The 21,606-nt window shown below is 68.6% G+C and carries 17 protein-coding genes; 14 read left to right on the top strand and 3 right to left on the bottom strand.

Annotated elements, in window-relative coordinates; all coding sequences use genetic code 11:
* Positions 1-41 precede the first annotated feature (41 nt).
* Together EV646_RS04485 and EV646_RS04480 are read left to right on the top strand one after the other, a co-directional pair.
* Positions 42-794: a class I SAM-dependent methyltransferase gene (locus EV646_RS04485; RefSeq protein WP_132144108.1), complete on the top strand. Its 753-nt coding sequence runs from the start codon at positions 42-44 to the stop codon at positions 792-794.
* 235 nt (positions 795-1,029) lie between these two features.
* Positions 1,030-1,533 (top strand): DUF3040 domain-containing protein, encoded by a 504-nt coding sequence (locus EV646_RS04480; protein WP_132144106.1) that lies wholly within the window; start codon positions 1,030-1,032, stop codon positions 1,531-1,533.
* Positions 1,534-1,712: 179 nt separating this feature from the next.
* On the opposite strand, the gene EV646_RS04475 is transcribed toward EV646_RS04480, so the two are convergent.
* The 3 genes from EV646_RS04475 to EV646_RS04465 are packed head-to-tail and all read right to left on the bottom strand — an operon-like array spanning position 1,713 to position 6,295.
* Positions 1,713-4,025: a transglutaminase TgpA family protein gene (locus EV646_RS04475; RefSeq protein WP_241995271.1), complete on the bottom strand. Its 2,313-nt coding sequence runs from the start codon at positions 4,023-4,025 to the stop codon at positions 1,713-1,715.
* A gap of 41 nt (positions 4,026-4,066) precedes the next feature.
* Positions 4,067-5,353 (bottom strand): DUF58 domain-containing protein, encoded by a 1,287-nt coding sequence (locus EV646_RS04470; RefSeq protein WP_132144102.1) that lies wholly within the window; start codon positions 5,351-5,353, stop codon positions 4,067-4,069.
* Between the two features lie 3 nt (positions 5,354-5,356).
* On the bottom strand, positions 5,357-6,295 hold the full coding sequence (locus EV646_RS04465; protein WP_422386689.1) for an AAA family ATPase: 939 nt from the start codon (positions 6,293-6,295) through the stop codon (positions 5,357-5,359).
* A 611-nt stretch (positions 6,296-6,906) separates the two neighbouring features.
* Here EV646_RS04465 and mraZ point away from each other — a divergent pair.
* From mraZ to EV646_RS04400, 12 genes are all read left to right on the top strand, one after another.
* Positions 6,907-7,338, top strand: coding sequence for a division/cell wall cluster transcriptional repressor MraZ (gene mraZ, locus EV646_RS04455; protein ID WP_132144096.1), 432 nt, complete (start codon positions 6,907-6,909; stop codon positions 7,336-7,338).
* Between the two features lie 292 nt (positions 7,339-7,630).
* Positions 7,631-8,596, top strand: a complete 966-nt coding sequence (rsmH, locus tag EV646_RS04450) for a 16S rRNA (cytosine(1402)-N(4))-methyltransferase RsmH (RefSeq protein WP_132144094.1) — start codon at positions 7,631-7,633, stop codon at positions 8,594-8,596.
* Complete coding sequence (gene ftsL, locus EV646_RS04445; RefSeq protein WP_132144092.1) at positions 8,596-9,240, top strand: cell division protein FtsL; 645 nt, start codon at positions 8,596-8,598, stop codon at positions 9,238-9,240. Before rsmH ends, ftsL begins: the two co-directional genes overlap by 1 nt.
* 6 nt (positions 9,241-9,246) lie before the next feature.
* Positions 9,247-11,454: a peptidoglycan D,D-transpeptidase FtsI family protein gene (locus tag EV646_RS04440; RefSeq protein WP_241995269.1), complete on the top strand. Its 2,208-nt coding sequence runs from the start codon at positions 9,247-9,249 to the stop codon at positions 11,452-11,454.
* 50 nt (positions 11,455-11,504) lie between these two features.
* Positions 11,505-13,028, top strand: coding sequence for a UDP-N-acetylmuramoyl-L-alanyl-D-glutamate--2,6-diaminopimelate ligase (locus EV646_RS04435; RefSeq protein ID WP_132144090.1), 1,524 nt, complete (start codon positions 11,505-11,507; stop codon positions 13,026-13,028).
* On the top strand, positions 13,025-14,416 hold the full coding sequence (locus EV646_RS04430; protein WP_132144088.1) for a UDP-N-acetylmuramoyl-tripeptide--D-alanyl-D-alanine ligase: 1,392 nt from the start codon (positions 13,025-13,027) through the stop codon (positions 14,414-14,416). Before EV646_RS04435 ends, EV646_RS04430 begins: the two co-directional genes overlap by 4 nt.
* A gap of 29 nt (positions 14,417-14,445) precedes the next feature.
* A complete protein-coding gene (mraY, locus tag EV646_RS04425; RefSeq protein WP_422386688.1) occupies positions 14,446-15,477 on the top strand; it encodes a phospho-N-acetylmuramoyl-pentapeptide-transferase in 1,032 nt (343 codons plus the stop codon).
* On the top strand, positions 15,459-16,913 hold the full coding sequence (gene murD / locus EV646_RS04420; protein ID WP_422386685.1) for a UDP-N-acetylmuramoyl-L-alanine--D-glutamate ligase: 1,455 nt from the start codon (positions 15,459-15,461) through the stop codon (positions 16,911-16,913). Before mraY ends, murD begins: the two co-directional genes overlap by 19 nt.
* 15 nt (positions 16,914-16,928) lie before the next feature.
* The gene (gene ftsW / locus EV646_RS04415; RefSeq protein ID WP_132144082.1) at positions 16,929-18,185 is read left to right on the top strand and encodes a putative lipid II flippase FtsW; all 1,257 of its coding nucleotides are present in this window, start codon (positions 16,929-16,931) and stop codon (positions 18,183-18,185) included.
* 21 nt (positions 18,186-18,206) lie between these two features.
* Positions 18,207-19,295 carry an undecaprenyldiphospho-muramoylpentapeptide beta-N-acetylglucosaminyltransferase gene (murG, locus tag EV646_RS04410; protein WP_132144080.1) on the top strand — a complete coding sequence of 363 codons (1,089 nt, stop codon included), beginning with the start codon at positions 18,207-18,209 and terminating at the stop codon, positions 19,293-19,295.
* Positions 19,292-20,752, top strand: a complete 1,461-nt coding sequence (gene murC, locus EV646_RS04405) for a UDP-N-acetylmuramate--L-alanine ligase (RefSeq protein ID WP_132144078.1) — start codon at positions 19,292-19,294, stop codon at positions 20,750-20,752. The genes murG and murC overlap by 4 nt, the downstream gene beginning before the upstream one ends.
* Before the next feature lie 18 nt (positions 20,753-20,770).
* The gene (locus EV646_RS04400; protein ID WP_132144076.1) at positions 20,771-21,511 is read left to right on the top strand and encodes a cell division protein FtsQ/DivIB; all 741 of its coding nucleotides are present in this window, start codon (positions 20,771-20,773) and stop codon (positions 21,509-21,511) included.
* Positions 21,512-21,606: the final 95 nt, after the last annotated feature.

Below are 21,606 nucleotides of genomic sequence, written 5' to 3'. Positions count from 1 at the left end.
CGCAGGTGGGGCTGGTGCATCGGGGTTGCTAGGAGAGGGTTATGACGATGGTCGATCGGCGGCGGCGGTCCGTGCGGACGGCGCTGGTGGCCGAGGCTCTGCGGGTCGCGTTGGCGGCGCGGGCGCGGATCGATCCCGGAGCCGGGTTGGACATCGTCGACCTCGGCGGCGGCACCGGTGGGTTCGCCGTACCGCTGGCGGTGGAGGGGCACCGGGTGACCGTCGTCGACCCGAGTCCGGACGCGCTGGCGTCGCTGGAGCGGCGGGCGCGTGACGAGGGTGTGAGCGAGTTGGTTCGCGGTGTGCAGGGCGATGCCGCCGAGCTTCCCGGTCTCGCGGGGGAGTCGAGTGCGGACGCCGTACTGTGCCATGGGGTGCTCGAGGTCGTCGACGATCCGGTGCAGGCGTTGCACGCGATGGGTTCGGTACTGCGTGAGGGCGGCGTACTGAGCCTGCTTGTTGCCCAGCGCAACGCGGTCGTCCTGGCGCGGGCGCTGGCCGGTCACCTGAACGATGCGCGGGTCGCCTTGCAGGACCCGGACGGGCGCTGGGGTGCGTCGGATCCGATGCCGCGGCGGTTCGACGAGTCCGGCATCCGGGCGCAGCTGGCCGATGCCGGCTTCATGGTCCACACCGTGCACGGCGTACGTACGTTCGCCGACCTGGTGCCGTCGGCCTTCGTCGACTCCGAGCCTGGTGCGGCCGAGTCGCTGGCCGAACTCGAGCGCGCTGCCAGCCAGCACCCCGCCTTCCGCGCCATCGCCACCCAGCTCCACATCCTCGCCACCCGCTGACGTTTGTCCGTACGGCGTGGCGTCGGTCACACCGCGGCCCACTCGACGGCGCGTGGATAAGGGGTGAGCCTGGGCGACGCAGGGTGACGAGCTGGTGACGCGCGACCTGGGTGGTTGAGGATGTCGGCCGAGGGTGGTTGGACAAGACCCAGAGGTGGTTGGTGAGGGCTGGGCGCGCGGGCGACACGCTGGTTTGCCTGGTTTGAGCGGCGAGAATCGGGGCAGTTGCCGGACCGTGACGCGCTGGACAGGCGGTCAGGGTTTCGTGTGGGGCATGGTCGGCCTAGACTGGAGACGGCCTATCGAGATCGCGCTCATCATGGAGGGATCGACGGTGCCCCTCTCGGAAGAAGAGCAGCGCCAGTTCGAGCAGCTCGAACGTGCCCTTGCTGCGGAAGACCCCAAGTTCGTCTCCGCCATGCGAGGGACCAATGTGCGCTTGTACTACAAGCGCCGGGCAGTGCTTGCCGGCGTTGGATTTGTGCTGGGCATCGTTGTCCTGATGGCCGGCGCGATCATCCCCAACACCATCATCGGAGTCATCGGCTTCGTGATGATGGTGGCCTGTCTCTACATCGCAGCGCTGAGCATGAAGCGGATCAGCAACGCCGGGGATTCCGACGACATTCCGCCGCCGCCACCGCCGACCAAGCGGCACCGGACCAAGCACGACTCGTCCGGCAGCTTCATGGAGCGGATGGAAGACCGCTGGCGCCGCCGACGGGACGAAGACCTCTGACGGTACGGCGCGCCTGACGCGCGACCGTCCAGCGAACCACACTCGCACCCTGGCGGGGCGGGTGTGGTTCCTTGTTTCTCTCCCCGCCCTCACACACGTACCCATGCGGCCAGCTCGGTCGGCGTGGGGGCACTGGGAGTGGCCCGGCCGCCTGTGGGGGCGGCCGGGTGGTCGGCGTGCTAGTTGGCGGGGCGGCGGCGGAGGAGTAGGGCTCTCAGGCGGGCTAGGAGGAGGTCGAACTCGTCCAGGAGGTCTGAGGCTTCGGTGCTGCCGCGGTTGAGGTACCAGCGCCACGACGGTGGCAGCAGGCGGGCTCGCCAGCGGCGGAGTTGAGGGGCCCGGGTCCACAGTGACTTGCGTACGGCGGCGGCGTCGGCGCGCAGGTCGATGGTCAGATCCCCGGCCCCGGCGTACCGGAGCTTCTCGATGCCGCGCGCCAGCCGGAGCGCCGCGGGATGCGTCTCCGCGGGCAGCTTCGTCAGCAGCCAGTCACCGGCCTGGCGTGGGGTCGAGATATCGGACCAGTCCAGCCCGAGGTCGCGCGACGTATCGCGGATCTCCGCCCACAGCCCTTCGGCGGCGACCCGGCTCGGCGGACGGGCGAAGCGGCGACGGCGGGTCAGCGACCGGATCAGCCAGGGGATGCAGATCAGCAGCAGAACCCCGAGGACCAGGCCGATCGTCTTGCCGCCACCGTTGGTGAACCAGTTGCCGCCGTCAACGATCGCGACGCCGCTGTTCTCCGGCGTGTTGCGGTCGGTGTTCGGCTTCTCGATGCCCGGGTCCTCGCCCTGGCCCGGCGTAGTCGGCGCGGTGCTCGGCGCCGTCGTCGTGTTGGTCGGGTCCGGGGTCGAGGGGACGGTCCAGTTCGGCGTGCTGGCCACGCGGGCGGCCGGGGTCGGCTCGAAGCGGACCCAGCCGACGCCCTGGAAGTACAGCTCCGGCCACGCGTGCATGTCGTGCATCCGGACCGTGTACTCGCCGTCCTTGCCGGACTGACCGGGCAGGAACCCGATGCCGACTCGGGACGGGATGCCGAGGATGCGGGCCATCAGCGCCATCCCGGTGGCGAACTGCTCGCAGTACCCGGTCTTGTTGTTCAGCAGGAAGTCCTCCAACGCCGCCATCCCGCTGCCGCGGGCGGTCTCGGTGCTGTAGGTGAACTCACCCGAGCTGCGGAACCAGTTCTGAATCAGCACGGCCGCCTCGAACTTGTTGCCCTTGGCATCGGCCGTGACCTGGTTGGTCAGCTGCTTGATCGCCTCCGGAGTCCGGCGCGGAACGCGGCTGGTGTACTGGTCCGGTTCGCTGGAGCCGGCGGCGTTGTGCAGCTGGCTGGGCGTCGGCTGCACGTCGTACGACGTCAGGCTGTACTTCTTGCCGCCGACCACCTGGCCGTTCGACGACACCACGTCGAGCGCGCCGGCGTCGTACCGCCAATCGCGCTTCAGGGAGATCGAGCGCAGCGGGTACGGCGCCGGGACGAACTGGGACCGGAAGCTCCGGCTGACGTCGATCTCCATCTTGCTCTGCGGCACCTTGCTCAGGTCGCCGTTGAATCCGGGTGGTGGGGCCAGGTCGCCGCTGATCTTGCGGCCTTCCGCCCGTGGCGCGATCCGCCAGGTGTTGCCGTCGAAGAGGTCGAGCGCGGTGAGGCGCAGGTAGCTGCCGCCGGCCGGGCCGCCCTTGTAGGTCAGCGCGACCACGTTGTCGCCGCGTTTCAGGTTCTTGCCCATGTCGAGCATCGGGTCGGTCGACGAGATGGACGCGCCGATGCCGCTGCCGGGTCCGCTGCCCGCGAGGCCGTTGCCGATGACACCTTCCGGCAGCGCCGGCAGCAACGTCGGCAACAGTAGGGCGAGCGCGACGACGCTCAAGCCGATCCGGCGGCCGGCCTGACCGAGCGCGGAGGCCTCCACCGGCTCGGTCGCGTCGAGGTGCGACACACCGGAGATGCGGCGGCCCCAGCGGCTGAGCCTGCTCCGGCCCTCGGCCGACAGCAGGATGATGTATCCAAGCGCCGGCGGAACGAAAAGCAGCGCCGGCAGCCCGCCGTGCACTGTCGCGGCCGGCACGGTGTACATGACCAGCAGCAGCAACCCGGACCAAGCGGCCTGCTTCAGCTGTACGGCGATCACGTGGATCAGCAGGCCGGTCGCGGCGATCACCGACGCGGCGAACAAGGTCAGATGCGAGTCCGGTGGCAGTGGCGCGCTGAACCGATTGATCGAATCCATCGCGTTGACCATCTGCTGGTTGAACTCCAGCGCGGTCGCCTTCACCGGGATGAGGCCGAACTTCAGCGTGTCCCGCAGGAAGAAGAACGAGATCAGCTCGACCAGCACGATCAGCTGGACGAACGGCTGAACGATCCGCGGGGTGCGCAGGTTCTGCAGCAATACGCCGGTCCCGGTGACCGCGGCGCACAGGAACGCACTGATGAACAGGAACGGCCCGGAGAACACCGGAGTCAGCACGAGCGACCCAAGCACGGTCGCTCCCCAGGCCGCGAGAGAGATCCTGGCGTGACCCGTCATGCGATCCTTCCGCTCCGCAGTCCAAGGCCGGACCACACTGTGGGGAGGTGATCACCGCGCCGGACTCTGGCGACTCGCCAGCCGTTTCGGCGTAGTTCGTTCTCGGTAGCGTCCGCAGCGGTGGTCAGCCGTGCCGCCTTCTCGGTCGCCTCCGCGCCGACCGCCCAGCTGGCCGCGTCGAGCAGCAGCGCGACACCGATCGCCTGGCTGGTCCGCCAGCGGTTCAGCGAGGTGATGTCGTCGGTGCCCAGCGCGCCGACGATGGCGATCACCAGGCTTGGCTCCTGCGCGTGCCGGTCGACTGTCAGCAGCGGAGCGATTTCGGCGTACTTGTGCTCTTCTACAGTCGCGCACTCGGTCAGCAGCTGCTGAGTGGTGAGCGGCTGATGTACGGCGGCCGACGTACGGTGGCTGATCGCCGACAACGTGGTCGGGCCGCCCAGCAGGGTGGTGACGTAGCCGCGCCGGATCCGGTCGATTCCGATCGACGCAGCCGCGCTGACCGCCCACTCCAGGCTGGACGACGGCCCATGGCCGTGGTGCGAGATCGTACGAGCGTCCAGGAACATCGCGCAGCGGCTCTGCCAGGGCTGCTCCTCCCGCCGCACCATCAGCTCGCCCCGGCGTGCCGTCGAGCGCCAGTGCACCCGGCGGAGGTCGTCACCATCGCGGTACTCGCGAACGGTCGCGTCCTCCTCGCCGGCGGACGCGATCGCCCGCGGCCGGTTCTCGCCCGAGCCGGCGCGGTCCGCGCCCAGCCGGATCTCCGGCAGCCTGTAGACCCGCGGCGTCACCAGCAGGTGCTGGCTCCGAGTAAAAGTCCGGCTGGTCTCCACCAACCCGAACGGATCAGCCACGGTCAGCATCAACGGCCCGACCTGGAACAGCCCGCGTACGTCGCTCTTGACCGGATAGCTGACGGTACGACGCCAGTTCGGGCTCACCCGGTCGACCACGAAGCGCGGCCGATGCCCCAGCACATAAGGAATACGGTCCTCGAGCAGCAACAGCCCCGCTGGCATCCGGCCCTGGTTGCTCAGGGCAAGCTCTACGGTCGCCTGAGTACCGACCGGGACCTGGTCCGGAGCCAGACTGCGCCGCACCTGGAGCCGCAGCCGCGTCCGCCCGACCACCAGAGCCGCTACGACCGGCAGAGCCACCAGGAGGATGCCGACGCGGAGCAGATCCTTCTGCCCGAGCAGGAGCGCGCACAGAGAGGCGGTGATCCCAGCAGCGACGAAGGCCCGCCCTCTGGTCGTCAGCCCGCGCAGTGCCTGCCGCATGTCTCAGTCCCGACGCATGCGGGGCAGTGCCACAGTGGCCACCAGCCCGGAGATGATGTCGGCTGCACCGCGCCCACCGAGATGCGCCTCAGCCGCAGGAAGTACCCGGTGTGCCAGCACCGGTACGGCGAGCTCCTGGATGTCGTCCGGCAGGACGAACTCCCGGGAGTCCAGCGCCGCCGCCGCGCGGGCCGCGCGAATCAGGTGCAGGGTCGACCGCGGGCTCGCGCCCAGGCGGAGCTCCTGCGACCGTCGCGTGGCGCCGACGAGCGAAACGGCGTACTCCTTGACCGACTCCGACACGTGCACGGACTGCACTGTCTTCACCAGCCGGAGGATCTGCTGGCCGTCGGTGACGGGCTGCAGGTTCTGCAGGGGGTCGTCGGCGGCGTGCCCGTCGAGCATCCGCAACTCGGCGGCGGGCTCCGGGTAGCCCATCGAGACGCGGGCCATGAACCGGTCGCGCTGCGCCTCGGGGAGCGGGTAGGTGCCCTCCATCTCGATCGGGTTCTGGGTCGCGATGACCATGAACGGCGCCTCGAGCTGGTACGTCGTGGTGTCGACGGTGACCTGGCGTTCCTCCATCGACTCCAGCAGCGCGGCCTGGGTCTTCGGCGACGCGCGGTTGATCTCGTCGCCGACCACGATGTTCGCGAACACCGCGCCGGGCTTGAACTCGAAGTCGCGGATCTCCTGGTTGAAGACCGAGACGCCGGTGATGTCCGACGGCAGCAGGTCCGGCGTGAACTGGATCCGGCGCACGGTGCAGTCGATCGACTTGGCCAGCGCCTTGGCCAGCATCGTCTTGCCGACGCCGGGCACGTCCTCGATCAGCAGGTGGCCCTCGGCCAGCAGGACCGTGATGGCGACCTCGACCACGTCGGGCTTGCCCTCGATGACCTGTTCCATGGCCCGCCGGACCCGGCCGGCCACCTCCGACAGTTCGTCGAAGTCCCCGGCCCCTGACAACGCCGAGCTGGTCGCGGTGGTGCTCACCCTGTGTCCTCCCCAATCGTTGACGGCCGACACATTCTCACCCGCTGTAGGGGCCTGGCCTAGAGCAGCGGGGTTTTCGTTACCTGCGGTTTCGTTCATGTGGGGCCCTCACCGGGCGGGGATCGGAAAGTCGTCCCTCCAAGCGTACGGGCGGGCAAAACAAAGCGCCGCGCGTACGACGACGCCGCCCGCCGGAAGGTTCGCCGTTCCGTCCCGTCAGCACGACCTTGAGCACCCACCAACCAAGTTCCGGGCCGCGAAGTGGTCGACCGGTGCTCAAGGTGGGTGCCGGCCGGCGGGGAGGGCGGGTGGAGCGAAGTGGAGGAAGCGCCGGTGGAGGGGGTGGGGGAGCGAAGTGGAGCGCTCAGGCGGGGATCTGCGCAGTTGAGACGGCAGCGACACGCGGTGGGCCGGGGGCGGATTCAGGCGCCACGTGGGGCGAATGGGGCGGAAGTTGGTTGACGGTGGGGGAAAGTGGAGTAAGGTGGAGCGCAGTGGAACTGAAATGGTGGAAACAGCTCGCCTGAGTCGGAGAGACCGCAACGGGGAGGTGGAGCGTGTTCCTCGGAACTCACTTCCCCAAGCTCGACGACAAGGGACGGCTGTTCCTGCCGGCGAAGTTCCGGGACGAACTGGCTGACGGCCTGGTGATCACGCGTGGACAGGAGCGGTCGCTGTCTGTGTGGCCCGAGCGTGAGTTCGTCCAGCTGACCGAGCAGTTGAAGCAGGCGCCGATCACCAACAAGGGTGCGCGGGACTACCTGCGGATGCTGTTCGCCGGAGCCTCGAACGAGGTGCCGGACAAGCAGGGCCGGGTCACCATCCCGCCGATGCTGCGCGATTACGCGGGACTGGATCGCGACTGTGTCGTCATCGGGGCGATGAACAGGGTGGAGATCTGGAACACGGAGAACTGGAACAGGTACTCCGCGGAGCAGGAGCAGGCATTCGCCGACCTCTCCGAGGAAGTACTGCCAGGGATCTTCTAGCTGAAGAGTGGGCGAGCAGGACCGAGAACGAACCGACCGTCCGGTGAGATCACGGGTCCGACTTCCGACCTCAACGTGTTGACGCCACTTCCCCGGCGCCAAGACACCCGAGGTACTTCCCCGGAAGGCGTACCCGCGATCTGACCGGACGGTGCCGCATCCGTTGAGCCGCCCGGGAGAACAGCGCAGCAGTACGGCGCCGGGATCACGACGCCGGCGCGGAAAGGCAGGACGAACACCACACAAGACCTGCGGGGGCAGGGTCGCTCCCGCGGCGACGGAAGGGTCGAGGATGAACGCTGCGGAGCGGCATGTGCCGGTGATGCTGGAGCGCGTGGTCGCGCTGCTGGCTCCCGCGCTCGCGCACCCCGGCGCCGTCCTCGTCGACGCCACTCTTGGCCTCGGTGGTCACTCCGAGGCGTTCCTGCGCCAGTTCCCCGAGGCCCGGCTGATCGGGCTCGACCGCGACCCCGAGGCGCTGCGCCTCGCCGGTGAGCGACTCACGCCGTACCAGGAACGGATCACGCTCGTGCACGCTGTGTACGACGAACTGCCGCGCGTGCTGGACGATCTCGACGTCCCGGAGATCGACGGCATCCTCTTCGACCTCGGCGTGTCCTCGATGCAGCTGGACGAGGCCGAGCGCGGGTTCGCGTACGCGCAGGACGCGCCGCTGGACATGCGGATGGACAGCACCGGGCCGACCACCGCGGCCGACATCGTGAACACCTACAGCGCCGCCGACCTGGCCCGCATCCTCTACCAGTACGGCGAGGAGAAGTTCGCCCGGCGGATCGCGGACCGGATCGTGCGCGAGCGTGAGATCGAGCCGTTCACCACCAGCGCGCGGCTGTCCGAGCTGGTCCGCAACGCGATCCCGCAGGCTGCCCGCCGGACCGGGGGACACCCGGCCAAGCGGACGTTCCAGGCGCTGCGGATCGAGGTGAACGGCGAGCTCGACGTACTGCGGCGTGCGCTGCCCGCGGCGATCGAGGCGCTGGCGCTGCACGGGCGGATCGTCGTGATGAGCTACCACTCGCTGGAGGACCGGATCACCAAGCAGACCCTCGCGGCAGGTACCAAGACCGACGTACCGGACGACCTGCCGGTGATTCCGGCCGGCCATGAGCCTTACCTGCGGCTGCTGACCAGAGGCGCCGAGCGGCCGACCGAGGAGGAGACCGCGGCGAACCCGCGGGCTGCCTCCGCTCGCGTGCGGGCAGCCGAGCGGGTCCGGACGAAGGGACTGGTGGCCTGATGAGTACTGTCTTCAGCCCGTCGAAGGCGCGGGTCACACCGGCGCCGGCGAAGCCGCAGCCGAAGCTGCGGGTCGTCTACGGCGCGCCGTTCCGGCCGCCGCGGATGCCGTTCGTCATCTTCGTGGTGTCGCTGCTGGCGGCCGGCCTGGTCGGCTTGCTGCTGCTCAACACGGAGCTGCAGAGCGGGACCTTCCAGATCACCAAGCTGAGCAACCAGGCCAGCCAGCTGCGCGACCAGCAGGAAGGCCTGGAGAAGCAGGTGCGGACGCTGGAGTCGCCGCAGAACCTGGCGGACCGGGCGCTGCGGATGGGCATGGTGCCGAACCCGAACCCGGTCTTCCTGCGGCTGTCCGACGGGCAGGTGCTGGGTGTGCCCGAGGAGGGTAAGTCCGGGACCGGCGCGACGATGTTCGGCCCCGGCACGCCCACCGGTGCGGCGACCAAGCCGCCGGTCGCCACGGTCAAGCCGCCGACCACGACGGTCAAGCCACCCGTGACGACGGTGAAGCCGCCGGCGACCACGGTGAAGCCGCCGGCCGCGACCACGAAGCCGCCGGCCACCGGCACGACCGCACGCACCGGTACGGCGACAGGCAACAAGCCTCCAGCTACGAACAAGCCACGCACGACCACCGGGGGATAGGTACGGATGACCGACCGACGGGGCAACGAACCGCCACGCAAGCGTGGTGGTGACCAGAGCCGGGGCACGCCACCCCGCAAGGCTCCGTCCCGTCCGTCCTCCACTACAGACAGCAACCGCAACGCCCCACAACGTCCGGAATCCACCCGCGACCGCCTCCTCCGCCTAGCCCGCGAAGAGCAGGAGCAGCGCGCCGCGGAGCAGCAGCGTCCGGTGAAGAAGGCGGCCTCCAGTCAGCCCAGGAAGCGGCCTGCTGCAGGTGGCGCTCGCCCGGCACCCGCAAAGAAGGTTGCTGCCAAGAAGACCGCAACGAAGAAGGCGCCGGCGAAGAAGGCTCCCGCAAAGAAGGTCGCAGCTGAGAAGAGTCTGCCTCGGAAGCGGCCGCCGCAGAAGCGGCGGCCTCCGCAGGCTAAGAAGCGCAAGCCGCCGCGGACGCTGAAGTTGGGGCGGCCGGCGCTTCGGCTGCGGGTGACGTTCGGGGTGATGGCGTTCGTACTGTCGTTGTTCGCCGGGCGGCTCGTGTTGCTGCAGGGGGTCGACCCGGACAGCTACGCGCTGGCGGCGACCCGGGAGAACACGAAGCCGTTCGTGCTGCACGCGTCGCGCGGCTCGATCCTGGACCGGAACGGCGTACCGCTGTCGGTGTCCGAGGACGCGGTGGCGATCACCGCGGACCCGACCCAGACGGCCAAGGTCGCGACTCAGCTCGCGAACATTCTCGCGCCGAAGCTGACCACCACGACGTACGACAAGCTCGTCACCGCGATGACCGGGAAGGGCCGGTTCGCGTACCTCGCGCGCCAGGTCAGCCCGCAGACCTGGAACGACATCGAGGCCGAACTGAAGGCGAAGAACGCCGACATCAGCAAGCAGAACCAGAGTCTGCCCGACGACGAGAAGCAGCCGCTGCTGGCCGGCATCTACACCGAGGACGACCCGGTCCGCTCACACCCGTACGGCACCGTCGCGGCGAACGTGATCGGCGTGGTCGGTGCCGACGGCAAGGGTCTGTCCGGGCTCGAGTACGGGATGAACGGCAAGCTGTCCGGCCAGGACGGCAAGGCGATGTACGAGGTCGACACCAAGGGCAACAAGATCCCGAACGCGAACCACACGGTCGAGGAGCCGAAGCCCGGCGTCACCGCGCAGCTCACTTTGGACGCGGACCTGCAGTGGTTCGCGGAGCGGCGGATCGAGCAGGCGGTGAAGCAGTACAAGGCCACCTCGGGAACGGTCGTCACCGCGGACGTGAAGTCCGGCGAGATCCTGGCGATGGCGAACTACCCGACGTTCGACCCGAACAAGCCGGTCAAGTCGAGCCAGCTCAGCAACCCGGCGCTCGAGCAGATCTACGAGCCGGGCAGTGTGCAGAAGGTCGTCACCATGGCCGCGCTGGCCGACGCCGGGCTGATCGACCTGAACACCAAGCTCAAGGTGCCCGGCAGCATCCGCGTGCAGGGCCGGACGATCAAGGACCACTTCGACCACGGCACGCTCGACCTGACCATCGCCGGCGTGATCGCCAAGTCGTCGAACGTCGGCACGATCATGGCCGCCCAGCAGATGCAGATCCCGCAGTTCGTGAAGTACCTGCACGACTTCGGGTTCGGCGAGCCGACCGGGCTGAACTTCCCCGGTGAGAGCCGCGGCAAGCTGCAGCAGGGTGACGAGTGGAGCGAACTGACCCGTTCGAACGTCGCCTTCGGCCAGGGGCTGGCCGTGAACGCTGTCCAGATGACCGCCGCCGTCAACGCCGTCGCGAACGGTGGTGTCTACGTGCCGCCCAAGCTGGTCAAGAACTACGTCGACGCGAACGGCAACACCATCCCGAACCCGTCGGCTCCCTCCCGCCGGGTGGTGAGTGAGACCGCCGCCAAGGAGGTGGCGACGATGATGGAGGCCGTCACCGGCAAGGGCGGTACGGCGCCGCAGGCCGCGATCGACGGCTACCTGGTGGCCGGCAAGACCGGTACGGCGCAGGAAGTCGACTCGGCCTGCGGCTGCTACCGCAAGTGGGCCACTTCTTTTGCCGGATTTGCTCCTGCCGACAACCCGCGCTTCGTTACGTACGTCGTACTCCAGAACCCGACCAATGGGCGCAGCGGTGGTGGACAGGGAGGCCCGGTGTTCCGCGACGTGATGAGCTACGCACTGCAGAAGTACGTCGTTCCGCCGACAGGTGCGAAGCAGCCCGTCGTACCGCTGACGTGGTGACCCAGGGTCAGGTAGGAGTCACACGGGCAGGAGCGGTAGCCTCAGGGCCCGTGTCCACCCCTACTGCCGCAGGCGGAGCCGTCGCAGCGATCAGGCCTCGGCACATCGTGCCGGTCAGCCTGAGCGACCTCGCACGCGTTGCGCACGCACAGATCCCGGCAGCCGGTCCAGACGTCACCGGTGTATCGCTCGACTCGCGCTCGGTCCTTCCCGGTGACCTGTACGCCGCTCTGCCCGGCGCGGTCACGCACGGCGCTGCGTTCGTCGCCAAGGCGAAGGAGGCCGGTGCGGTCGCCGTACTGACCGATCACACTGGTGAAGAGCGGGCCCGGGCGACCGGTCTGCCCGTGCTGGTGGTCGACAAGCCACGTGACGTGCTCGGTGCGGTCGCATCCCGGATCTACGGTGAGCCGACCAGTGAGCTGCGGTTGCTCGGTGTGACCGGCACCAACGGCAAAACCACCACCTGCTTCCTGCTGGACGCCGTACTGCAGCAGCTTGGCCCGGCCGCTCTGATCGGGACGGTACAGACGCGCATCGGCGACGAAGTAGTGAAGAGCGTCCGGACCACTCCGGAGGCCACGGACCTGCATGCGTTGTTCGCAGTAATGCGCGAGCGGGCCGTCGGGTGGTGCGCGATGGAGGTGTCGAGCCACGCACTGGCCCTGGGACGCGTGGATGGCGCGCGCTTCTCAGTGGCGGGGTTCACCAACCTCACACAGGACCACCTGGACTTCCATCACACGTTTGAGGAGTACTTCGCGGCGAAGGCCTCGTTGTTCACCCCGGAGCGGTGTGATGTCGCTGTGGTGACCATCGACGACGAGTACGGCCGCCGGCTTGCCGCGCAGACCGTCGTACCGCTGGTGACTGTGTCGACCAAGGGCGAGGCCGACTGGACGGTGACGAACCGGCATCAATCCGAGCACGGTGCGACCGTCCTCGACATCCAGGGGCCGGGGGAGACGCTGACCGTCGAGATCGCGCTGCCCGGTGACTTCAACGTGGCCAACGCACTGCTCGCGACCGCGATGTTGCGGCAGCTCGACGTGCCGGCCGACAAGATCGCGACCGGACTGCGTACGGCGAACGTACCCGGCCGGATGGAGACGTTCACCCGGGAGGACGGCCTGGCGGTGATCGTCGACTACGCGCACACGCCCGACGCCGTCGAGCTCGCGCTGCAGGCAGCGCGCGGTGCGACGAAGGGCCGCCTGTACGCCGTGGTCGGCTGCGGAGGCGACCGCGACGCCGGCAAGCGGCCCGCGATGGGCGCGGCAGCGGCTCGTACGGCGGACGTCGTCATCATCACCGACGACAACCCGCGCAGTGAGGACCCGGCCGCGATCCGGGCCGCCGCGCTCGAAGGCGCCAGGCGGGCAGTGCCGGCCGGCGAACTGCACGAGATCGGCGACCGCCGGCAGGCCATCGCGACCGCGATCGAGCTGGCCGGGCCGGGCGACACGGTCGTCGTACTGGGCAAAGGGCATGAGACAGGTCAGGACGTCGGCGGTGTGATCCACCCGTTCGACGATCGCGAAACCGTGCGTGAGTTGCTGGAGGCAGAGCGGTGATCCCTGTCAGTTGCGGCGAGATTGCCGAAGCCGTCCACGGCGAGCTGGTCGGGGTCGACCCGGCCGCTGTCGTCGACGGCGCCGTGGTGATCGACTCGCGAACCGCCGGACCGGGTGGACTGTTCGTCGCCCTGCCCGGTGAGAACGTCGACGGGCACGACTACGTCGGCGCCGCGAGCCAGCAGGGCCTGACGGCATCGCTGACCACCCGGCCGATCGAGGGCAGCCCCTGCATCGTCGTCGACGACACGCAGGCCGCGCTCGGTGCGCTGGCCAGGTTGATCGTCAGCCGGCTGCCGGACCTGACCGTGATCGGACTGACCGGCTCGTCCGGCAAGACCAGCACGAAGGACCTGATCGCCCAGCTCATCCGCCCGTACGGCGAAACCGTTTCGCCCGAAGGCTCTTTCAACAACGAGATCGGGCACCCGCTCACCGCGCTGCAAGCGACGCCGGAGACGAAGTACCTGGTCGCCGAGATGGGCGCCCGGCACAGGGGCGACATCACCTACCTCTGCGGCATCACTCCACCGAAGGTCGGGTTGGTGCTGAACGTCGGCACCTCGCACATCGGCGAGTTCGGCACGCAGGACAACATCGCGGTGGCCAAGGGCGAAATGATCGAGGCCGTCGTCCCCGGTGGGATCGCCGTACTGAATGCCGATGATCACCGGGTCGCCGCGATGCGGAGCCGGACGCCGGAGCAGGTACTCACCTTCGGGGAGGCGCCGGAGGCCGACGTACGCGCGGCCGGCGTCAAGCTCGACGCCGAAGGGCGGCCTGCCTTCACCCTGCACATCGGGGACTTCAGCGAGCACGTCCAGCTGCAGTTCGTCGGTGAGCACTACGTGTCCAATGCCCTCGCCGCTGCGACGGTCGCGAAAGCGGTCGGCCTGACACCGGAGCAGATCGCCAACGGCCTGAACGCGGCGACCAGGGTCTCGGCCGCGCGGATGGAAGTCACCGAGCGAGCGGACGGCGTGACGATCATCAACGACGCGTTCAACGCCAACCCGGAGTCGACGCGCGCGGCGCTGAAGTCGCTGGTCGCGATCGGCCGGGCCCGGGGCGCGCGTACCTGGGCCGTGCTCGGCGAGATGCGCGAGCTCGGCGACACCTCGGCCGAGGAGCACGACGCGATCGGCCGGCTCGTGGTCCGGCTCGACGTCAACCGGCTGCTGGTGGTCGGGGAGGGTGCGAAGCCGATCCATCTCGGCGCCTCGCTGGAAGGCTCCTGGGGCAACGAATCCGCCTACGTCGACACGCTCGCGGAGGCGCACGAGTTCCTGCGCGGCGAGTTGCGCGCGGGTGACGTCGTACTGGTCAAATCCTCGAAACTGGCGAAATTGCGCAGCCTGGCCGAAGCGCTGCTGGAGGACGTGCAGTGATCTCGATCCTGTTCGGCGGTGCCGTCTCGATGGTGCTGACCCTGATCGGCACCCGCTGGGCGATCACCCTGCTGGCCAAACGCGGCTACGGCCAGGAGATCCGCGACGACGGGCCCACCTCGCACCACACCAAGCGCGGTACCCCGACGATGGGCGGCACCGTCTTCATCGCTGCCACCATCGTCGGCTACTTCGCCGCCAAGCTGTTCACCATGACCGAGCCGACCGCGTCGGCGCTGCTGGTGCTGTTCCTGTTCGCCGGGATGGGCGCCGTCGGGTTCCTGGACGACTTCATCAAGATCTTCCGGCAGCGCAGCCTCGGCCTGCGCAGCAAGGCGAAACTGGCCGGCCAGACGCTCATCGCGGTCACCTTCGCTGTACTCGCGTTGCAGTTCCCCGACGAGCGCGGCCAGCGGCCGGCCTCGCCGTTCATCTCCTTCATCCGCGACATCAGCTGGCTGCACCTGGCCGGCGTACTCGTGGTGATCTGGATCCTGCTGCTGATCGCCGGTATGTCGAACGGTGTCAACCTCGCCGACGGCCTGGACGGCCTGGCCACCGGCGCGTCGATGATGGTTTTCGGCGCCTACACGCTGATCTGCATCTGGCAGTTCGGCCAGAGCTGCGCGACCGCGCCGGGCGCGAAGTGTTACGAAGTACGAGATCCACATGACCTCGCCGTCGTAGCGGCTTCACTGACCGGGGCGCTGTTCGGGTTCCTGTGGTGGAACGCGTCGCCGGCCAAGATCTTCATGGGTGACACCGGTTCGCTGTCGCTCGGTGGGGCACTGTCCGGGATGGCGGTGATGACCCGGACCGAGCTGCTGGTGCTCCTGCTCGGCGGGCTGTTCGTCATCATCACCGCGTCCGTCATCCTGCAGGTCGGATGGTTCAAGATCACCAAGGGCAAACGGCTGTTCCGGATGGCGCCACTACATCACCACTTCGAGATGCTCGGCTGGGAACAGGTGAACGTGGTGATCCGCTTCTGGATCATCCAGGGCCTATGCGTGGTGATCGGCCTCGGCGTCTTCTACGCGGAATGGGTGACCGGCGGATGAGCCTCGAGACTCGCACCGACGACGGCTGGGCGACGACCCGCTTCGTCGTACTCGGGTTCGGTACGGCGGGCTACGCGTGCGCCGACTCGTTGCTGCAGGCGGGTGCCGAGCATGTGATCGTCCTGGACGACCGGGACAACGAAGCGCTGCAGGAGAAGGCGCAGATCCTCGGGACCCTCGGCGCCACCATCACGCTCGGCCCGGGCAGTACGGCGGAGCTGCCCAAGGAGGTCGACGTCGTCGTTACCTCTCCCGGCGTCCCGCCGTACGCGCCGCTCCTCAAGCAGGCAGCCGAGCGGAACGTGCCGATCTGGAGCGAGATCGAGCTGGCGTGGCGGCTGCGGGACCCGGCGAACGCCGCGCCCTGGCTGTGCGTCACCGGGACCAACGGCAAGACCACCACAGTGCAGATGCTGACCGCGATCCTGACCGCCGCCGGCCACCGAGTCGTTGCCGCGGGCAACGTCGGTCTCCCGTTGCTGGAAGCCGTCATGGATCCCGAGCCGTACGACGTGATCGCGGTGGAGCTGTCGAGTTACCAGCTGCATTTCACCCACTCGATGTCGGCGCATTCGGCCGCCGTACTGAACATCGCGCCGGACCACGTCGACTGGCACGGCTCGCTCGACGCCTATGCCGCCGACAAGGGCAAGATCTACGAGAACTGCCAGGTCGCCTGTGTCTACAACGTGGCCGACCCGGCGACCGAGCAGTTGGTGATGGACGCGGACGTGATCGAGGGTTGCCGCGCGATCGGCTTCACCCTCGGTACGCCGGACCGCTCGATGGTCGGCCTGGTCGACGAACTCCTGGTGGACCGGGCGTTCATCGAACAGCGCGCGTCGTCGGCGCTCGAGCTGGCGACCCTCGACGACATCACCCCGGCCGCACCGCACAACGTGGCGAATGCCTTGGCCGCGGCCGCGCTGGCCCGGGCGTTCGGCGTACCGGCGTCGGCAGTGCGGGACGGGCTGCGCGGCTTCCGGCCGGACAAGCACCGGATCGCACACGTCGCGGATGTTGCCGGGGTCAACTATGTCGACGACTCGAAGGCGACCAACCCGCATGCGGCACAGGCGTCGCTGCTGGCCTACGAGCACGTGGTGTGGATCGCCGGCGGTCAGGCCAAGGGCGCGACGTTCGACGAGCTGGTGGTCGCGGCTCGCGATCGGCTGCGCGGCGTCGTACTGCTCGGGCAGGACAAGCTGGTGATCGCCGAAGCTCTTGCCCGACACGCACCGGATGTCCCGACGATCACTATCGAGGCAACGGACACTGGAGCCATGGAGATCGTGGTGGGGGAGGCGGCGAAGCTGGCACAGGTGGGAGACACCGTGCTGCTCGCGCCTGGCTGCGCATCCTGGGACATGTTCGCCAACTACGGAGCCCGTGGGGACGCCTTCGCCGAAGCCGTGCACCAGCTGGGCGACAGCTGATCCGGAGGTGATCGAGTGACGTCGATCGCTGACCAGCCGGATCAGAAGCAGGACCAGAACACCTCGGAGCGGCCGTGGGTGGCTGCCATCCGCGACGTGCTCGACCGGCCGCTGACGTCGTACCACATCCTGCTCGGTGCGACCAGCCTGCTGCTGATCCTCGGCCTGCTGATGGTGCTGTCGGCCTCCAGCGTGCTGTCGCTGCGCGCCAACGGGAACAGCTACACGATCTTCACCCGGCAGGTGATCTGGGTCGGCGTCGGCCTGCCGATGGCGTACGTCGCCTCCCGGATGACGCCGCGGCACTTCCGCATGCTCGCGTACGTCGCCCTGCTCGGGTCGATGTTCCTGCTCGTGCTGACCTATATCCCCGGCCTCGGTGTCGGTGTGAACGGCAACACCAACTGGCTGAACCTCGGCGGGCCGCTGCAGATCCAGCCGAGTGAGTTCGCCAAGCTGGCGCTGGTGATGTGGTGCGCGGATCTCTATGCCCGCAAGGAGAAACTGCTCACCCAGTGGAAGCATCTGCTGATCCCGATGGTCCCGGTGTGCGGACTGGTGATCGCGCTGATCGTCGGTCAGCGCGACCTCGGTACGGCGCTGGTGCTGATGGCTGTGATGATCGGCATGATCTGGATCGTCGGCGCACCGACCCGGCTGTTCGTCGCGACCATCCTGGTGGTCGGCACGATCGCGTCGTACTTCGTCATCACGGCGAAGCACCGGATGGACCGCGTCTCGTCGTTCATGGATCCGTTCACCGACCCGTCCGGGGTCGGCTGGCAGGCGTACCACTCGTTCTACGCGCTGTCGACCGGCGGCTGGTGGGGCGTCGGGATCGGCAACAGCCGGCAGAAGTGGGGCAACCTGCCGGAGGCGCACACCGACTTCATCTTCTCCGTGATCGGCGAGGAGCTCGGCCTGGTCGGGTCGCTCACCGTCCTCGCCCTGTTCCTCACTCTGGCCTATGCCGGAGTGCGGATCGCGACCCGGAACACCGAGCCGTTCGTCCGCTACGCCGCGGCCGGAATCACCATCTGGATCATGGCCCAGACGCTGGTCAACCTCGGCGCCGTGATCGGACTGCTACCGATCGTCGGCATTCCGCTCCCGCTTTTGTCGTACGGTGGTTCCGCACTGCTGCCGACGCTGATCGCGATCGGCATGCTGCTGTCCTTTGCGAAGGCCGAACCCGGCGCGCAGGCTGCCTTGAAGGAGATCAGGCGGCCGCGATTCGGGTGGCTGCCGTCGCGGCGTACGCCCGACCGATAGAACGCAGGAGCGTTGAACGCTGTGCCCAGCATCGTCCTGGCCGGTGGCGGTAGCGCCGGCCACACCTCACCCCTGATCGCCACCGCCGACGCGCTGCGCCGGATCGATCCGACCGTCGAGATCCTCGCTCTCGGCACCGAGCGCGGCCTGGAGACCCGGGTGATCCCGGAGGCCGGCTACCGGCTCGAGCTGATCCCGCCGGTGCCGCTGCCGCGTAAACCGACGCCGGCGCTGCTCGCCGTACCGGGCAAGATGCTCGCCTCGGTGAACGCCGCCCGGCGCGCGCTGGACGAGGCCAAGGCGGACGTCCTGGTTGGCTTCGGTGGGTACGTCTCCACCCCCGCATACGTCGCCGCCTGGCGGCGGAAGACGCCGATCGTCGTCCACGAGGGCAACGCCGTACCGGGGATCGCGAACAAGTTCGCGGCTCGCTACTGCACGAAGAACGTCATCACGTCGTTCCCTGGCACGGATCTGCCGAATGCGTCGTACGTCGGTCTGCCGATCCGGCGGGCCATTTCGACGCTGGACCGGGCCGCGTTGCGGGCCGAGGCGCGGCAGTTCTTCGGGCTGGACCCGGACGCGCCGACGCTGTTCGTGACCGGTGGATCCCAGGGTGCGCAGCGGCTGAACGAGGCTGTCGCGGGCGCTGCGGCCGAGCTGCAGGCGGCCGGGATCCAGGTCCTGCACGTGATCGGGCCGAAGAACACGCTCGAGGTGCCGCAGACAGGTGGGTACCCGTATGTCGTGCTCCAGTACGTCGACCGGATGGACCTCGCCTACGCGGCGGCAGACCTGGTCGTTTGCCGTTCTGGTGCGAACACTGTGACCGAGGTCTCCGGAGTGGGGCTGCCGGCGATCTACGTTCCGCTGCCGATCGGTAACGGTGAGCAAGCTTTGAACGCCAAGCCCGTGGTCGATGCGGGCGGCGGGCTGCTGGTGGACAACTCCACGGTGACGCCGGACTGGGTTCGCGCGAATGTGCCGCAACTTCTGCTCGATCCCGCGCGTCTGACAGCCATGTCCACAGCTGCGAAGGGCCTGATCCGTACCGATGCCGACGAACGATTGGCGCGGATCATCCTGGATGTGGTGGGGTCTGCTTCGTGATCGTCTCCGCTCCTGACACGACCCTGCCCGCGGAGAAGCTGGGCAGAGTGCACTTCGTCGGTATCGGCGGCGCCGGGATGTCCGGGATCGCCCGGATCATGGCGTCCCGCGGCATCGAGGTGTCCGGTTCCGACGCCAAGGACGGCAAAGTGCTCTCCGCGCTCCGTGCGCTCGGCGCCACCTGCTGGGTCGGTCACGCTGCCGAACACGTCGCCGAGGCGGACACGGTCGTCGTGTCCACGGCGATCCGCGAGACCAACCCCGAGGTGGTCGCGGCCCAGGCCGCCGGGATCCCGATCCTGCCGCGCGCCGCGGCGCTCGCCTCGGTGATGGTCGGCCGCCGGACGCTGGCCGTGGCCGGTACGCATGGCAAGACGACCACCACCTCGATGCTGACCGTCGCGCTGCAGCACTGCGCGGCCGATCCGTCGTACGCGATCGGCGGCAACCTGAACGAGTCGGGGTCGAACGCCCACGACGGGAACGGCGACCTCTTCGTCGCCGAGGCGGACGAGTCGGACAAGTCGTTCCTGACCTACGCGCCTGAGGTGTCGATCGTCACATCGGTCGAGCCGGACCACCTGGACAACTACGGCGACGAGGCCAGCTACCGGCTCGCCTTCGAGCAGTTCTGCGACCGGGTGATCCCGGGCGGTTTCATGGCGATCTGCTACGACGACGCCGGTGCGCGCAAGCTGGCCGACTTCGCTCGCGCGCGTGGTATCGACGTACGCACGTACGGCGAATCGAGCGACGCCGACATGCGCGTCACCGAGATCACGGCGACGGGCGCGACGCAGTCGTTCGCACCGGTGTACCGCGGGCGGAAGCTGCCGGTGGTCCAGTTGCAGCAGGCGGGCAAGCACAACGCTCTGAACGCGTCGGCCGCGCTGACAGTCGGGCTGGGGCTCGGGTTCTCCGCGGCGGACCTGGCCGAAGGGCTGGCGTCGTTCACCGGGACCGGGCGGCGGTTCGAGTTCAAGGGCCTGGAAGACGGTGTGCGGGTCTTCGACTCGTACGCGCACCACCCGACCGAGCTCGCCGTCGACCTGACCGCGGCTCGTCAGGTGGCGGGGGAGGGGCGCGTGATCGCGTGCTTCCAGCCGCACCTGTTCAGCCGGACCAGGATCTTCGCGACCCAGTTCTCGGACGCGCTCGCGCTGGCCGACGAGGTCGTCGTGATGGACGTCTTCGCCGCGCGGGAGGACCCCGAGCCCGGTGTCACCGGCGCGCTGATCGCGAACCACGTGCCGCTGAAGCCGGAGCAGGTTCGGTTCGAGCCGTCGTGGTCCGCCGTACCGCAGCTGGTCGCGAGTCTGGCCGAGCCGGGCGACCTGGTGGTCACGCTGGGCGCCGGCGACGTGACGCTGATCGGCCCGGAAGTCGTTGATTTGCTGGCCGAACGGGCCGTCGCCCGCGAGTCTGCGGCTGCTGAACTGACTCCTGTGGTGGAGTAAAAGGGTGGGGTCATTGGCATGAGCCAGAGCGTTGATCTGGCTCGGGCACAGCAGCGGTTCGCGCGCCGGCAACGGCTGGTGCGCTGGCGCAGCTGGCTGCCGTGGGCGATCGGTGGCGCCGTATTGGTGTTCGGCGGCCTGGTCGTGTGGTTGTTCTACTTCTCCGCCGTACTCGCGGTCGACGGCGTCCGGGTGAGTGGTGCGGACACGGTGCCGGTGGCAACGATCGAGAACGTCGCCGACGCTCCGATCGGGAAGCCGCTGGCGAAGGTCGACCTGACCGCGATCGCGGACCGGGTGCGTGGCATCCCGGCGGTGGCCGACGCGCAGGTGACCCGCGCCTGGCCGCACAAGGTCGTGATCGTGGTCACCGAACGGGTGCCGGTGGTGGTCGTCACCGATGGCAGCCGGTTCGACCTGGTCGACGCGACCGGGACGGCCTTCCGGACCGTGACGGCCCGTCCGGCGTCGCTGCCGGAGGCCCGGGTGACCGGAACCCGGCGGGATGTGACGATCCGTTCGGTGGTGACGGTTTCGGCCGCTCTGCCGGACACGCTGCGGGCTCAGGTCGGGTCGATCTCGGCCGCTTCACCGGATTCGATCACCCTCAACCTCGGCTCCGGGGTGAAGGTCGTTTGGGGTAGTTCCGATGACAGTGAGCGCAAGGCAGAGGTACTCAGCGTGCTGATGAAGCGCAAGGCGAAGGTGTACGACGTCTCGGCGCCCGATCTCCCTGTCACCAAAGGGGAAAAGCGGTGACTGGTCACATCCCGGGACTGCGCGGCGAGGCGCGTGGACATTGCCCGAATCGGTCCCGTACCGTGCGGCGTAATCTAAAGTTGACATAAGTCTAA

It is taken from the genome of Kribbella antiqua, from assembly GCF_004345665.1.
GTDB classification, from domain to species: Bacteria; Actinomycetota; Actinomycetes; order Propionibacteriales; family Kribbellaceae; genus Kribbella; species Kribbella antiqua.
The sequence above is the reverse complement of the archived record's forward strand: the minus strand, read 5'-3'. Positions and strand labels throughout refer to the sequence as shown.